Origin of the sequence: Nocardia sp. PE-7, from assembly GCF_030486425.1 — a bacterium.
Classification (GTDB): Bacteria; Actinomycetota; Actinomycetes; order Mycobacteriales; family Mycobacteriaceae; genus Nocardia; species Nocardia salmonicida_A.
In genome coordinates, this window is the sequence record NZ_CP129614.1 from 3,543,038 (window position 1) to 3,555,715 (window position 12,678).

A 12,678-nucleotide genomic window follows, 5' to 3' on the forward strand; every position below is an offset into this window, starting at 1 on the left:
CTCACCTGCAGATCGGTGATTGTTGGATGGTGCCGGTCGGCGAGGCCAGCGCGACGATGGTCGGTACGAGGGTCGCGAGCGCGGGCAGGAAAGTCACTCCCATGTTGCACAGGTAGGTGTTGAGGTAGGACCCTTCCTGGCTCGCCCTGGCCAGCCCCTTCAGCAGGGCGGGCAGGTTGAAACCCAGGTAGGCGAAACTGTCCTTGTTCTGCTCGAAGTGCTTGGTGAATCCCGGTTCGCGCGTGAGGAATTCGTTCAGTTGTGGCCGCACGTCGTCGACGACGGTAGCGAGGCGACCGGTCACCGACGCGACTGTCGTCAGCGACCCCAGTAGCTCGTCACGGTGGCGCGAGAGCCCGTCGATGATCGACCGTGACTGGGTGAGCAGCGTGCTCACCTGGCCGCTGTGCGCAGCCAGATCGCCCACCACCTCGCTCAGGTTCGTGATCACCGCGCCGAGCACCTGATCCGGCCCCGCGACGGACTCGGCGAGGGTGGAGATCTGCGCGATCAGCAGAACCAGCGAGGTGTTGTCGCCCTGGAGCGCGGTGATCAGCGCACCGGTCACATTGTCGACCTGCTGCGGATCCAGGCCGCCGAACAGCGGCTCGAACCCGTTGAGCAGCACCGAGATATCGAACGAGGGCTCGGTGTGCTCGAGCGGGATCTCCCCGCCGGGCGGCAACTCCTGTGGCTCGCCGAAGTCGGCCAGCGCCAGGCCGAGGTAACGCTGACCGATGACGTTCTGATAGGTGATCGAGGCCTTCGTGTTGCCGAAGACTTTCTGTTGTTCCTCTACCCGGAACCGCACCTGGGCGCGGTTGCCGACCAGCGCGATCCTGTCGACGCGGCCTACCCGCACTCCGGCCATCCGCACGTCGTCACCGACACGCAGGCCGGTGACATCGCTGAAGACCGCGGAATACGTTCTCGCCGTGCCGTCTACGCCCCGGTGCAGCGTGACGAAGGTGACCCAGATCAGTCCGAGGGACACGATCAAGAACAGGCTCAGCCCGATCAGTGAACGACGAAAGCTCATCGGCCGCCCCCGAACGGCAGTGGAGCGTCGGAGAGCAGTTGGGCCAGTACCGATTCCGCGGCGTTGGCCTCCCCGCCCAGAATCCGTCGGATCAGATCCTGCATCTCCGGACTCAACTGGGGCACCGGATACGACTGCGGATTCATGCTGGGCGACAACTCCTGCTCGGGGATCGCAGTCGGCGCGGTGGCGCAACTCGGCGCGGCCAACTCGCCGTACCGAGGACAGTCCGCGCGGGTATAGGCGGTGTGCGGGCTCAACCGGAACTGGAACTTTCCGGTGCCCATCTGGGTGTCGGAGTTCCAGAACTCGGCGAACCAGAGATCCGAGATCGTCTTGATCCGGACCACGATCGGCGCGAAGCCTGCGGCGCCCTCGCCCACCACATCGAGTACCGGCACAAGATCATTCGTCACGGTGACGATCTGATCGGTATGCCGGTTCAGGCCACCGCCCACCGTGGACAGAGTGTTGTTTCCCGCCGACAGCAGGTTCAGAAGTTCACTCTCGCGTTCGGCGACCGTGCGTAGCGGAAGCACCGCCGAGTGCAGGGCATCGAGCAGATCAGGGGCCGCCGCGTTCAGTCCGCGCACCGCCTCGGCCATCGCGCCGAGGGTCGACGGACCGCCGTCGGGTGTGAGCAGTGCGTCGAATTCCCTGGTGATCCGGTCGAGCTGGCCACCGGCGCGCACGATGTCGCCGCCCCGCCGATCGGTGGCCTGAGCCACCGCGGCGAGCAGGCCTACGGTGCTGTCGGATCCGACCCGACCCGTGGCGGCGATGATCTCACGGAGCTTGGTCAGTGCGGTCTGGAGTTGGACGGTCGCGAGGCTGCGGTCCTGGGCGATCTCGGTGTCGGCGGTCAGCGCGGGGCCAGGTCCGTTGTCCACCAACTGGATCGAGGACACCGCGAAGACATTGCTCGGCACCACCCGCGCGGTGACCGTGCTCGGCACACTCGACGCGTAAGCCGGGTCGAGCAGCAGCTCGACCCGATTCGGACCGCCGTCGGTGGCGAGCGTCACCGCGGCCACGGTGCCGATCAGCAGACCGCGGAACTTCACGTCGGATCGGTCGGGGAGGCCGTCACCGAGCTGATCCAGCATGGCGACCACTTCCACCTTGGCGTCGAAGCGGCCCGTCGACTTCATCAGCAGCGCCGTGACCACGGCCACCGTGAGCGCGATGAGCAGCACACCGCGCAGCAGAAGCGAGAATCCGCCTGGACCGCGCCCGTCCTTCTCGAACAGAATCGCCGACATCTACCCTCCCAGCCGTGCGCTGGAACCGATGCCCCACAGACCGACGGTCAGCAACAGATTGACGAGGATCATCACCGAGATCGACGCGCGCATCGCCCGGCCCGCCGCCGTGCCGACGCCCTGGGGGCCGCCCGCGGCGTAGAAGCCGTAGTAGCACTGGATCGTCGAGGTGAGGATCACGAACAGAATCGCCTTGATCAGCGAGTACACGATGTCGGGGCCGTTGAGCACCAGCTGGAAGTAGTGCTGATAGGTGCCCGCCGACAGGCCGCCGGACAGGCCGACCACCACTTCGACCGCCAGATAATTGGCGGCCAGGCACACCAGATACAGGGGAAACATCGCGACCACCGACGCGAGAATCCTGGTGCTGACCAGATAGGGAATGGCGCGGATGGCCATCGCTTCCATCGCCTCGATCTCCTCGGCGATCCCCATCGCACCCAGTTGCGCGGTGAACCGGCAGCCCGCCTGGGCGGCGAAAGCCAGCGAGGCCATGATGGGCGCCAGTTCCCTGGTCGACGCGGTCGAGGCGATCAGCCCGACGGTGGGTTCCATGCCGAGCAGGTGCAGCGCGTTGTAGCCCTCCAGACCCACGATCGCGCCGCCCGCCGCGCCGAGCACGATGATCACGCCCGCGGTACCGCCGCCGACGACGATCGAACCGTTGCCCCAGGTGATGTCGGACAGGATGCGCAGAAATTCCTTGCGGTAGTGCCGCAGCATCACCGGAATCGAGAACAGGGCCCGAAACAGGAACGTCCCCATGTGGCCGAGACGCATGGCCCCGGAACCCAGCCGGACCGCGGCCCGGTAGATCGGTCCGACCCCCGGCGGATAGTACTGCGCGGCCATTACAGCCCCTGCCGTGGCAGCAGGATCATGTACAGCTGGGTGAAGGCGACGTTCACGATCATCAGCAGCAGGATCGAGGAAACCACCGTCGAGTTGACCGAATTCGCCACGCCCGCCGGTCCCCCCTTGGTCGTCAACCCTTTCTCACAGGCGACCACGGCGACGATCGCTCCGTAGACAACGGCTTTGATCATCGTCAGCACCAGATCGTCGACGGTCGCGAAGGAGGAGAAGGTCGCGACGAAACTTCCCGGTGCCCCGCCCTGGACGAAGACATTGAACAGGTAACCCGCGAGAAAGCCGACGAAGCAGACGATTCCCGTCAGCGATACCCCGATCAGCACTCCGGCCGCCAGCCGGGGCACGACCAGACGGCGGATCACCGAAACCCCCATGATCTCCATGGCGTCCAATTCGTCGCGGATCTTGCGCGAGCCGAGATCCGCGCAGATCGCCGAGCCGACCGCCGAGGCCATCAGCAGCGCCGCGACCATCGGTGCTCCCTGCCGGATCACCGCGAGCCCACTCGCCGCGCCGGCCAGCGAGGTGGCGCCGACCTGGCCGGCCAGCAATCCGAACTGGATGGACAGCGTCACCCCGATCGGCAGGGCGACGAAGATCGTCGGCAGGGCCGCCGACGATGCCATGAACGCGGCCTGTCGGACGAACTCCTGGAACGCGAATCGTCCGGTGAACACGTCGACGGCGAGAAATCGCAAGGCGTGCATGCCGAGGACGAATTGGCCGCCGACCGTTTCCAAGGCGGCAATGGGGTGCCGACGGAGGTAGCCGCGCGCCCAGTCGGCTATCTCACGCTCGGCCGTTGCCATAGTCAACTCGTGGGAACCAATCCCACGGTGGTCCGTGACGCGCTGACCCGGAACACTTCGGTGGGGCCGACTTCCTCAGTGGGAAATCCTGCCGTCGCCAAGGCGCAGGCTTTGAAAGCGCGCGCGGCGCGACTCACTCGATGATGCGTGGTTCTCACTCGATCCTCGAGTTCGGCCGGAAGAACATCGCCCCACAGCGACAGCTCGGCCGAACGGTGGTCGAGACAGTCCAGAATTCCGTCGCGAACGCGACAGTCCGCGAACATCTGGGTGGGTACCGCCACGGCATGCGGCCAGGTGTCGTGTTTGGGCGCGGCCAGCGACTGTTCGATATCGAGCACTGTCGCGCCCAGGATCTGCAACGGGCGGTCGTCGGAATGGTCGTCGACGAGGACGGTTACCTCCCACCCGGCGGTTGTCCGATCGAAGAGCCAGCCCCCGGCGTAGCGAACGACTTCCACAGCATTCGGCGCGACGATAGCCAGGCGATATCGCAAGGGATGTCGGCGGGCGTGGGCTCTCCAGTGCGCGGAATCAACGAATTGTGCGGCCATGGGCTTCCCATCCAAACTTCGAATCTGAAGATCTCGACAGGTACGTCCCCGCGCCCGAATTGCGACCGCTCGGAGCCCCTGCCGACCACACGGTAATCCGGTTACTCCCGATGTGACAGCAGTCTCATCCAACTAACTTGTGATCTACATCACAGCAGTTGACCATTGACGTGCGGCGCCGAATTTCGTCTTACCGCAGGTCAGCAGGGTTATTAGCACAGGTATCGGAGATACCAGCCAGTATCTAACGGTTCGGGCCATAGGGACCGGCCAGCGATGGATACACCGGGAACGGCAAGCCTGCCGAGCCATCGGTCGCGCGAACGCTCTCCAGCGGAGCCACGCTGTCGCTTGTCAAGCGGTCGATCGCTCGCTCCAGCGTGGGCAGGATTTCGGTCACGTCGAGTTCCTTGTCGACGAATCGCCCGGTCAACGCGTAGATCATATTGGTGACGATCAGTCCGATATCCTCGACGTATGCGGCGTCGTAGCCTTCGAACAACATCGCGGCGACCGGTAGCACGGCGCTGACGCCTTGTGCGTCCAATTGCCGACCGCCGATGCCCCGGCGCGCGCGGTGATAGGCCTCGAGCATCCTGGGATTGCGTTCCCACGGCTCGAAGACGTGTCGGATGACGCGGACCAACCCGTCGCGCAGCGATTCACCCGCAACAGGCAGTTCCAGCTCGGCGTAACTGTTGATCGCCATCCAGCGGGTCACCGCGGCGACGATCAGCTCGTCACGGGTAGCGAACTTCTTGTACACCGTCGCGAGCGAAACCTGGGCCCGACGAGCAACCTCTTTGAGCTGCAGCTCGTCGTACCCGTCCGACATCAACATCTCCATCACGACGTCGATGATCCGGACCGAGGAATCCGTTTCCGGTGACCGTTTCACCACCTAAAGGTATCGCCGCTGGTCGATCGCCCTGCTTCCGCTCCCCGGCCGATCGACTCGACGCCGCGGACTCGGCCGGATTCGTCGATGAACCGGACCACGCCGATCTCGACGGCGCCACCGCCACCAGCAAACCTCCAGCTCGACCGGACCGAGGAAATTCCGAGTCGGTCCGACCGAGACCAGCGCCTGCCGACGAGTTCATCGACTACGCCAGGAACCGCCGGTTCGAACGGCGCATAGCTCGCCGACCTGGTACGCCCGCTCGACGCGGGCACGGTCCGCGTCGCGATCGACAGCACGGGTGCCGCTCGCGGATGTGCGAGCCGCACACGAACGCACCGGGCCGACCGGGGCAAGACATGAACTGACACTTTCCCATCGGACGGGCGTTTCAATCCCGAAATCCGAAACTGCCGCCGTCTCAACATCATCGACATACTCCGGTTTATTCGCTTCCTCGACGGTCAACCCTGAGCTCATGACCGACTCACGTCATCGGGCACCGAGTACGCCGAGCATGGACCCGACCAGCACAGCCATCGTATTGGCGACCTGCGTATTCCTTTTGTTGGGCTTGGCCGCCTCGACCCAGTCGCCGACCGTCGCCTCCTCAGGCGCCGCCAGTCTGGGCGCCGCGATGACGATGTCCTCCAAAATGCCGGGCCACCACAGCCTTTAGTCACCTCCCCCCGTTGAGCGTCACGAACACCAGGAGCTGATCCGCATGTCCACCACCGCCACCCGCCCCACCTACGAACACGCCGAACCCCTGTTCGTACACCTGGCGCTGACCGACCCGAACAGCCCCGAACACGATGCGCTCCGCGACCAGATCATCGAGATCTGCCTCCCCCTCGCCGAACACATCGCTCGCAAATACACCGGCCGCGGCGAAGCATTCGACGACCTACTCCAAACCGCACGCCTGGGCGTGGTCATGGCGGTCGACCGCTACGACGTGACCAGCGGATCACCGTTCCTGGGTTTCGCAGTCCCCACCGCCATGGGCGAAGTACGCAGACACTTCCGCGACCACATCTGGCCATTGCACGTCCCACGCCGCGAAAAAGAACTCCAAGGCAAAGTCCGGACAGCGACCGAAGAACTGACCCGCCGACTCCACCGCTCCCCCACCGCCCAAGAACTCGCCACCGAACTCGACGTACCCGTCACCGACATCGCCCGCACCCTGGTCGCGGCCAACGCCTTCCAGACCCGAAGCCTCGACACCCCCGCCCGTGACACCGACGGCGACCCCAGCATGACCATCGCCGACACCTTCGGCGACGAAGACCCCCGCTACCAACTCACCGAAGACACCATCACCGTCGCACCCCTACTCGCACAACTGTCACCCGACGACCGCCAACTACTGATCTGGCGGTTCTACGACACCCTCACCCAAGGCGAAATCGCCCAACGCCTCGGCGTCTCCCAAATGAGCGTCTCCCGCAAACTCACCAGACTGCTCGCCGATCTCCGCACCCAGACCACCGACGACAAACTCGCGCTCGCACGCTGAACTCCACCTTCGCCCTTCAAGGGTCTCGCCGTCGATTTCCTTGGCCGGCTTGCTTTTCGCCCAGCCGCAATGCTTCGGGGCGACTGATTGCCCGAGACCGCGCTCCCCGGGGGCAATCAGTCGCCGAAGCTATCAGTCGGCTATCGGGATCTCGATAGCCGCGGCACCGTGGAAGGCAGAGAGTGTCACCACGGTGTCGGGTTCGGTTTCGCCGCCGTACAAGGGGTCCTCGGTGGCGAGGATGACGGCGAGCCGGTGGTCGGCAGGGACTCGATAGTCCGTGGCCTGCAAGCGCAGTTCGACCGCGGTGGGATGTTCCGGTACGGCGTTGCTCACGGTGGTCGCGGCATGGGTGATGATCTTCAGGTTGCCGGTGACCACGTCCAGGTCGAAGAGGTAGACGACTACGGTGGCGGCCTTGGCGGAGGGAGTCACCGTCAAACGAATGCGCGGGATGCCCGCAATGTGGTGCGGCGACCGGAGCAGGGCGCTCGTCCACACCGCTGCGGCCGATCGGTCGACCTCGGCGAGCTTGTGACGCACGGGCATGAGCAACCGCTCACGGAAGCCATCCATGACCAGTTGATTCACGGCGCGGACCTTCGGGTCTCCGGAACGGATATTCCGGCTGAGGTCCGAGGGCGGGTCGAGAACCAGCGCACCATCACCGGATCCGCTCGCAGGCGCGGCGAGATGGTAGGTGCGGATCGGGTTGGACGACCAGGCTTCCACACCGACGGAGGAGGAGACGGTGAAGCTGTGCATGGTCTCGGTGTGCACGACACCGTCGTCATCGATGCCGTTGTCGACGCCGTTGAGATAGTGGTCGAGCCAGTCGTACGCGGCCTCGGTGGTGCGGGTGTACACACCGAGCAGCAAGCCCGGGATCTCCACTGCCCCATGATCTCCGATGGCCAGGTCCAGGCGCTTGGGGCCGGGGAACTCGGCGAAGTAGCTCAGCAGCTGGTTCTGGGGAAAAATGGTCTCGTGCCAGTAGCTGGTGAAGAAGGTCGGCACGGGGCGGCGCTCGTCTGGAATGTAGGCGGGTGACCGCCGTCGCGCGTAATCCAGCACACCGTCGATATTGGTGTTCGTCCGGAAGTCCTCGAGTACCTTCACCAGTTCGGCGCTGGGGTTCTCGCTGATCGCGGCCAGCGCTTCGGCGGCGAGGATGTGGCGGGTCCGGTTGTCGTACAACGCTTCCCCGAGATCGGCCCACGTACTCAGGGCGACAACCGCTTTCACGCGTGGATCGGCCTGGGCGACCAACTGGCCGATCCCTGAGCCGTAGGAGATGCCTGCCAGGCCGATGCGCTCCGGATCTGCCTGGATTTCCGGGTGATCGAGCGCCCAATCGATCACCAGCGAGCCGTCCGCGACGTCTTCGGGACCGGCCACCGTCAGCTCACCACCGGAACCGGGCAAGCCGCGCTCGGTATAGGCGACGACGGCGTAGCCACGCATGAGCAGCCTGATCAGCGCCCCGGAGTACATCTTCCAGCCCGCCGGGTCCAAGCCGGCAGGCAGCACAACCAGCGGATGGGGGCCACCGCTGGTCGGCCAGGCGGCCATCCCGTCGAGCAGGTCGCCGTCGTAGCCGGGTATCTGAACCTGAGCGAACCGGCACCGCCCGCGGACCGCGGCGATGTCATCGACCAAGTAATCGGGGACACCGGACGCGTTACCGGTGAGCAGATCGGAAATGACGGCCGACGCGGCGGCCTCCTGATCGGGGGCGAGCAGACGCAGACGGTTCGGACGAGCTTCTGGCATGGCGATCTCCTGTCGAATTGGTGTATTTCACGGCAGCAGAACAGTTTCGCGACAAGCAGAGGAGCCACTGCGGGATCAGATCCGAGCCCCCCGCTCGCCAGTTATGCTACATCGACATCAATCATCTGTGTGTTGTGTTGAAACAGTTGGCATCCGGATCTTCTACTCCGCGCTCGTTGACTGATCATGTTCTGCCCCAACGCTTCACAGCGTCGAGCGAGTCCGGCACATCGGGTTGCTGCCGATGCGTGTCGACGGTCCGCCTTCGCATTTGAGACGACCGGCGGAGAGGGGCCTGACCCTCGGAAACGAGATGACGGAAGGCGAATGAGGGCCGGTTCAAACTGCCCTGGACCATGCGAGTCGGCACTCGAGGTGACCGAGGCCACTTCGCGAATTGGCCGAAGTGACCATATCGTTCCGTGGCGGTTTGGACGAAATGTCCTATCGGCCCAGGTCAGCTGGGCGGTAAGACTGCGCGAGGATTATCGGCACTCGTTCCGGATTCACACGCCGGCGATCGGATATTGATGGTGATTACTAGAAGGACCCTCCGCGGTCTGCTCGCATGGCGGCCCGAAAGCACGGCCGCGACAGGAAAATTCGGCGTTCGCGCCAGTTTGATCGCGATCGTCCTGGTGCCCAGCCTCGCGCTGCTCGCGGTGGGGGTCGGCGCGGCGGCGTATCTGGTCGCGGCGGGGCGAGATGCCCGGCAATGGGCCGAATTGGCCTCCGGCACCACCGGTCCCGCGGTGCAGATGGTGCAGGCATTCCAGGAGGAGCGGCGCTTGTCGGTGCTGCACATCGCGGGGGAACCCACCGGCGGAGGATCGTTGATCGCGGCCCGTCAGCGGTCCAACGGCGCGCTGGGGGAAGTCAAGACAAAAGGGCAGGACGCCGCCCGCATGCGGGCGGACTTCGCCACCGATATCGCCGGCTACGACAAGCTGTACGCCTTGCTGCCGGATCTACGCGCGCAGATCGACTCCCGCAAACTGCCGGTCGAGGCGGTGGTCGCGACGTTCGGGTCGATAGTCGATGTCATCGTGGCCGCATCGGTGTTGGCCGCGCGGGCCGCACCGTCGTCGGATGTGTCCATCGAGCTGTTCAAGGGCGTCGCGGTACTGCGAGCCTCGGAGGCTCTGTCGCGGGCCAACGCGCTGGCGACCGTCGCCGACACCATGACCGGCGAGCAGTTCATCGAGTACTCCGCCGAGGTGGGCGAGCAACGGTCGGAAATAGCCTTCGCCACAGCGATTTTGCAAGATCAACAGCTCGGCGAGCTGCAAGCGATCGTCACCGGACCCTCCTGGGCTCTCCTGACCCGGCACCAGCAGGAAACTCTGCTCGCCGGACCGGCGGAGTCCACGCCCGGCGGCAGGTCCGGTGCGCGCTCCACCGCGGCAACGGTCCGCGCCGAAGTGCAGGCCGCTTCGGTTCAGGTGGGATCCGAACTGGCGGAGTTGTGGGAAGCCCAATCCCGCCGAGCACAGGCGATCGCGGTGCGCGACGCGGACCGAACAGCGCGGGATTCGTTGCTCGGCGGGCTGGCGGTTCTCGCCGCCGCGGTCCTCGGCTTTCTTGCCGTGGTGCTGGTCGCCAACCGGCTCATCGGCCGCATGCGGCAGTTGCGTGCGCAGACCCTGGCACTGTCGGACGAGCATCTTCCCGAGGCGATGCGGCGGCTCGAAGCAGGCGAAAAGCTCGACATGGACGCCGAGCTGCATCGACTGCAGTTCGGGACCGACGAGATCGGGCAGGTGGCAGACGCTTTCAACCGGGCGCACAGTGCGGCGGTGACTGCCGCGGTCGCCGAGGCGAAGTTGCGTACGGGGGTCAACACCGTGTTCGTCAATATGGCACAGCGCAGCCAGAGCATCGTGCAGAAACAGTTGGAATTGCTGGATCCGGCCGAGCAGGGTGAGCAGGATCCCGCCCGACTCGATCTGCTGTTCAGGCTCGACCACCTCGCCACCCGTGCGCGCCGCAACGCGGAGAACCTCATCATCCTCGGCGGCGGGCAGCCGGGACGGCGGTGGCGAAACCCAGTGCCGCTCAACGACATAGCCCGTGGTTCTGTCGCGGAGAGCTTGGACTACCGGCGGATCGCGGTGCATCGCTTGCCGCAGGTCTACGTCGTGGGCGCGGTGGTGGCGGACCTCATCCACGTGCTGGCCGAACTGATGGACAACGCTACCGCGTTCTCGCGTCGCCAAACCGAGGTGGAGGTCACGGGCCGAATCGTCGGCAACGGCGCGGTGCTCGAGATCATCGATCAGGGTTCGGGAATGACCGACGACGAGCTGACCGCGCGCAATGCGCTCTTGGCCGAGCCCGCGAGTTTCAGCCTCGAGACGCTCGCGGAGAACGGTCGCCTCGGGCTGTTCGTCATCGCCTCGCTCGCCGCGCGGCATCAGATCTCGGTGCAGCTGAAGGAATCGGCCTACGGCGGCATCCACGCCCTGGTGTTGATTCCGTCGAGGTATCTCACGAATGAGCAGGACAGCGCAGAGAGATCGGCTCGGCACGCTATGGCGCCGCTCCCGGCGGCGCCTTCGACGCCACCTTCGATCCCGGTCGCGACCTTCGGTCTGAACGGCTCACCCGGCTCGGCCCACCCTCCGTTCGGTGACACCCGCAACGGGCAGTGAGTACTGCGCTGTCGAACAGATGTGGCGGCCCTGCGCAGGGCCGCCACATTCGACCTCGGTCCGACCACTCAGCTGGTGGCCCGTTGATGTTTGATCGCCCACCAGACCCGAGCGGCCGTCACCGGAGAACGCAGGTCGGCGTCGGCGAGCTCTTCGAAACGGCTGATCCGATAGCGAACCGTATTGGGATGGACCACGAGCATCTCCGCGGTGGTCTCGATATGCATGCCGGTGTCCAGGTGGCGTTCGACCGTGTCGATGATGGTGCGAGCCGCCGCACCGGCACCCACCGGCTCCAAATAGTGTTTGACCAGTTCAGAGCCTATGTCGGCCTCGCCGACTACGGCTGCCAGCAGCCCGACCCCGGTCAGCTCGGTCGGTCCTTGTAGATCGAAGACGTCCGCGGTGAGCAGGAGTCTGCTCGCCAGGCGAAACGAGCGTCCGAGCTCTTCGAGTCGGCACGCGGGCCCGAGCCCGAGCGGTGCCTCGGTGCGCAGCATCGCGGGCGCGGAAATGAACCCGGCGATGTCGTCGTCGATCGTGGTGGTGAAGACGACCTTGAGGCCGTCCGACCGCAAGCGCTGCAATAGCTCGGTGTCGGCATCGCGCGATTCCGACCGCGTGCGAAACGCCTGATAGCTTCCGTCGATGTCGAGGCCGTACTGGTGGGCCTGAACTCGGATTCCGGCGGGGCCGAGCGTGCCGTGCAGTACCCGCCGCACGAACTCGGCGCGTACCTGGTGATCCAGACGCGCGATCTCGAGTTCCACTTCGCGATGGCCCTGGCCGTAGACGAGTGCGGCCTGATCGACCAGATCCAGCATCGCGTGGCTCAGTTCCAGCAAGACCTCGTCGGAGATGTGATGGGCTCGGCCGTCAGCGACCAATGCGGCGCGAAAGCAGCGCAGAGCGATTCTCCAGCCGTGTTGCACATCGACCAGCGAGATACCCTGCTGAGCGCGAGCTTCCCCATATTCACGCAGTTCGCGGCAGTCGTCGCTGTTCAGCTCACGTTCCTCGGACAGCGCCGCGAGCATCCGCTCGATGAGAGCGGCCGCATACGTCGTCACAGCGGCGTGGCCCAACGCCGCGTAGGAGGGCATCTGCGCTCTGGCCTCACTGACGATCGCGCCGGTCACGTGGGGAATGCGGGCCCTGATGCGAGAGACGACATGGTGGCGAGCGGAAATCAGCGCCGGGAATGCTGGAAAATCGGTCATGAACGACAGGCCTTCGATCTCCGTCTTGGAGTTGGTCACAAATCGCGGGCAACAGATTCGACATGAGGTCC

At 65.2% G+C, this 12,678-nt stretch carries 11 protein-coding genes; 2 read left to right on the top strand and 9 right to left on the bottom strand.

Annotated features, from left to right (window positions below; all coding sequences use genetic code 11):
• Window position 1: 1 nt before the first annotated feature.
• The 7 genes from QX204_RS16690 to QX204_RS16720 all read right to left on the bottom strand — a co-directional run bounded on the left by QX204_RS16690 (window position 2) and on the right by QX204_RS16720 (window position 6,095).
• Window positions 2-1,039, bottom strand: coding sequence for an MlaD family protein (locus tag QX204_RS16690; RefSeq protein ID WP_301907793.1), 1,038 nt, complete (start codon window positions 1,037-1,039; stop codon window positions 2-4).
• Window positions 1,036-2,301: an MlaD family protein gene (locus tag QX204_RS16695; RefSeq protein ID WP_301907794.1), complete on the bottom strand. Its 1,266-nt coding sequence runs from the start codon at window positions 2,299-2,301 to the stop codon at window positions 1,036-1,038. The genes QX204_RS16690 and QX204_RS16695 overlap by 4 nt, the downstream gene beginning before the upstream one ends.
• Entirely contained in the window at window positions 2,302-3,156 is an 855-nt protein-coding gene (locus QX204_RS16700; protein ID WP_301907795.1) for an ABC transporter permease, read from the bottom strand. It lies immediately after the preceding gene.
• Complete coding sequence (locus tag QX204_RS16705; protein ID WP_301907796.1) at window positions 3,156-3,986, bottom strand: MlaE family ABC transporter permease; 831 nt, start codon at window positions 3,984-3,986, stop codon at window positions 3,156-3,158. The genes QX204_RS16700 and QX204_RS16705 overlap by 1 nt, the downstream gene beginning before the upstream one ends.
• 2 nt (window positions 3,987-3,988) lie before the next feature.
• Window positions 3,989-4,447, bottom strand: coding sequence for a hypothetical protein (locus QX204_RS16710; RefSeq protein ID WP_301907797.1), 459 nt, complete (start codon window positions 4,445-4,447; stop codon window positions 3,989-3,991).
• Window positions 4,448-4,784: 337 nt separating this feature from the next.
• Window positions 4,785-5,438: a TetR/AcrR family transcriptional regulator gene (locus tag QX204_RS16715; protein WP_301907798.1), complete on the bottom strand. Its 654-nt coding sequence runs from the start codon at window positions 5,436-5,438 to the stop codon at window positions 4,785-4,787.
• A gap of 495 nt (window positions 5,439-5,933) precedes the next feature.
• Window positions 5,934-6,095: a hypothetical protein gene (locus tag QX204_RS16720; RefSeq protein ID WP_301907799.1), complete on the bottom strand. Its 162-nt coding sequence runs from the start codon at window positions 6,093-6,095 to the stop codon at window positions 5,934-5,936.
• Window positions 6,096-6,165: 70 nt separating this feature from the next.
• Here QX204_RS16720 and QX204_RS16725 point away from each other — a divergent pair, with 70 nt between their 5' ends.
• The gene (locus tag QX204_RS16725) at window positions 6,166-6,963 is read left to right on the top strand and encodes a SigB/SigF/SigG family RNA polymerase sigma factor (RefSeq protein WP_301907800.1); all 798 of its coding nucleotides are present in this window, start codon (window positions 6,166-6,168) and stop codon (window positions 6,961-6,963) included.
• Between the two features lie 132 nt (window positions 6,964-7,095).
• On the opposite strand, the gene QX204_RS16730 is transcribed toward QX204_RS16725, so the two are convergent.
• On the bottom strand, window positions 7,096-8,736 hold the full coding sequence (locus tag QX204_RS16730; RefSeq protein ID WP_301907801.1) for a CocE/NonD family hydrolase: 1,641 nt from the start codon (window positions 8,734-8,736) through the stop codon (window positions 7,096-7,098).
• Between the two features lie 422 nt (window positions 8,737-9,158).
• On the opposite strand from QX204_RS16730, the gene QX204_RS16735 reads away from it, so the two are divergent.
• The gene (locus QX204_RS16735) at window positions 9,159-11,387 is read left to right on the top strand and encodes a sensor histidine kinase (protein WP_301907802.1); all 2,229 of its coding nucleotides are present in this window, start codon (window positions 9,159-9,161) and stop codon (window positions 11,385-11,387) included.
• A gap of 68 nt (window positions 11,388-11,455) precedes the next feature.
• Here the strand turns inward: QX204_RS16735 and QX204_RS16740 are convergent, their stop codons facing one another.
• Window positions 11,456-12,646: a PucR family transcriptional regulator gene (locus tag QX204_RS16740; RefSeq protein WP_301907803.1), complete on the bottom strand. Its 1,191-nt coding sequence runs from the start codon at window positions 12,644-12,646 to the stop codon at window positions 11,456-11,458.
• Window positions 12,647-12,678: the final 32 nt, after the last annotated feature.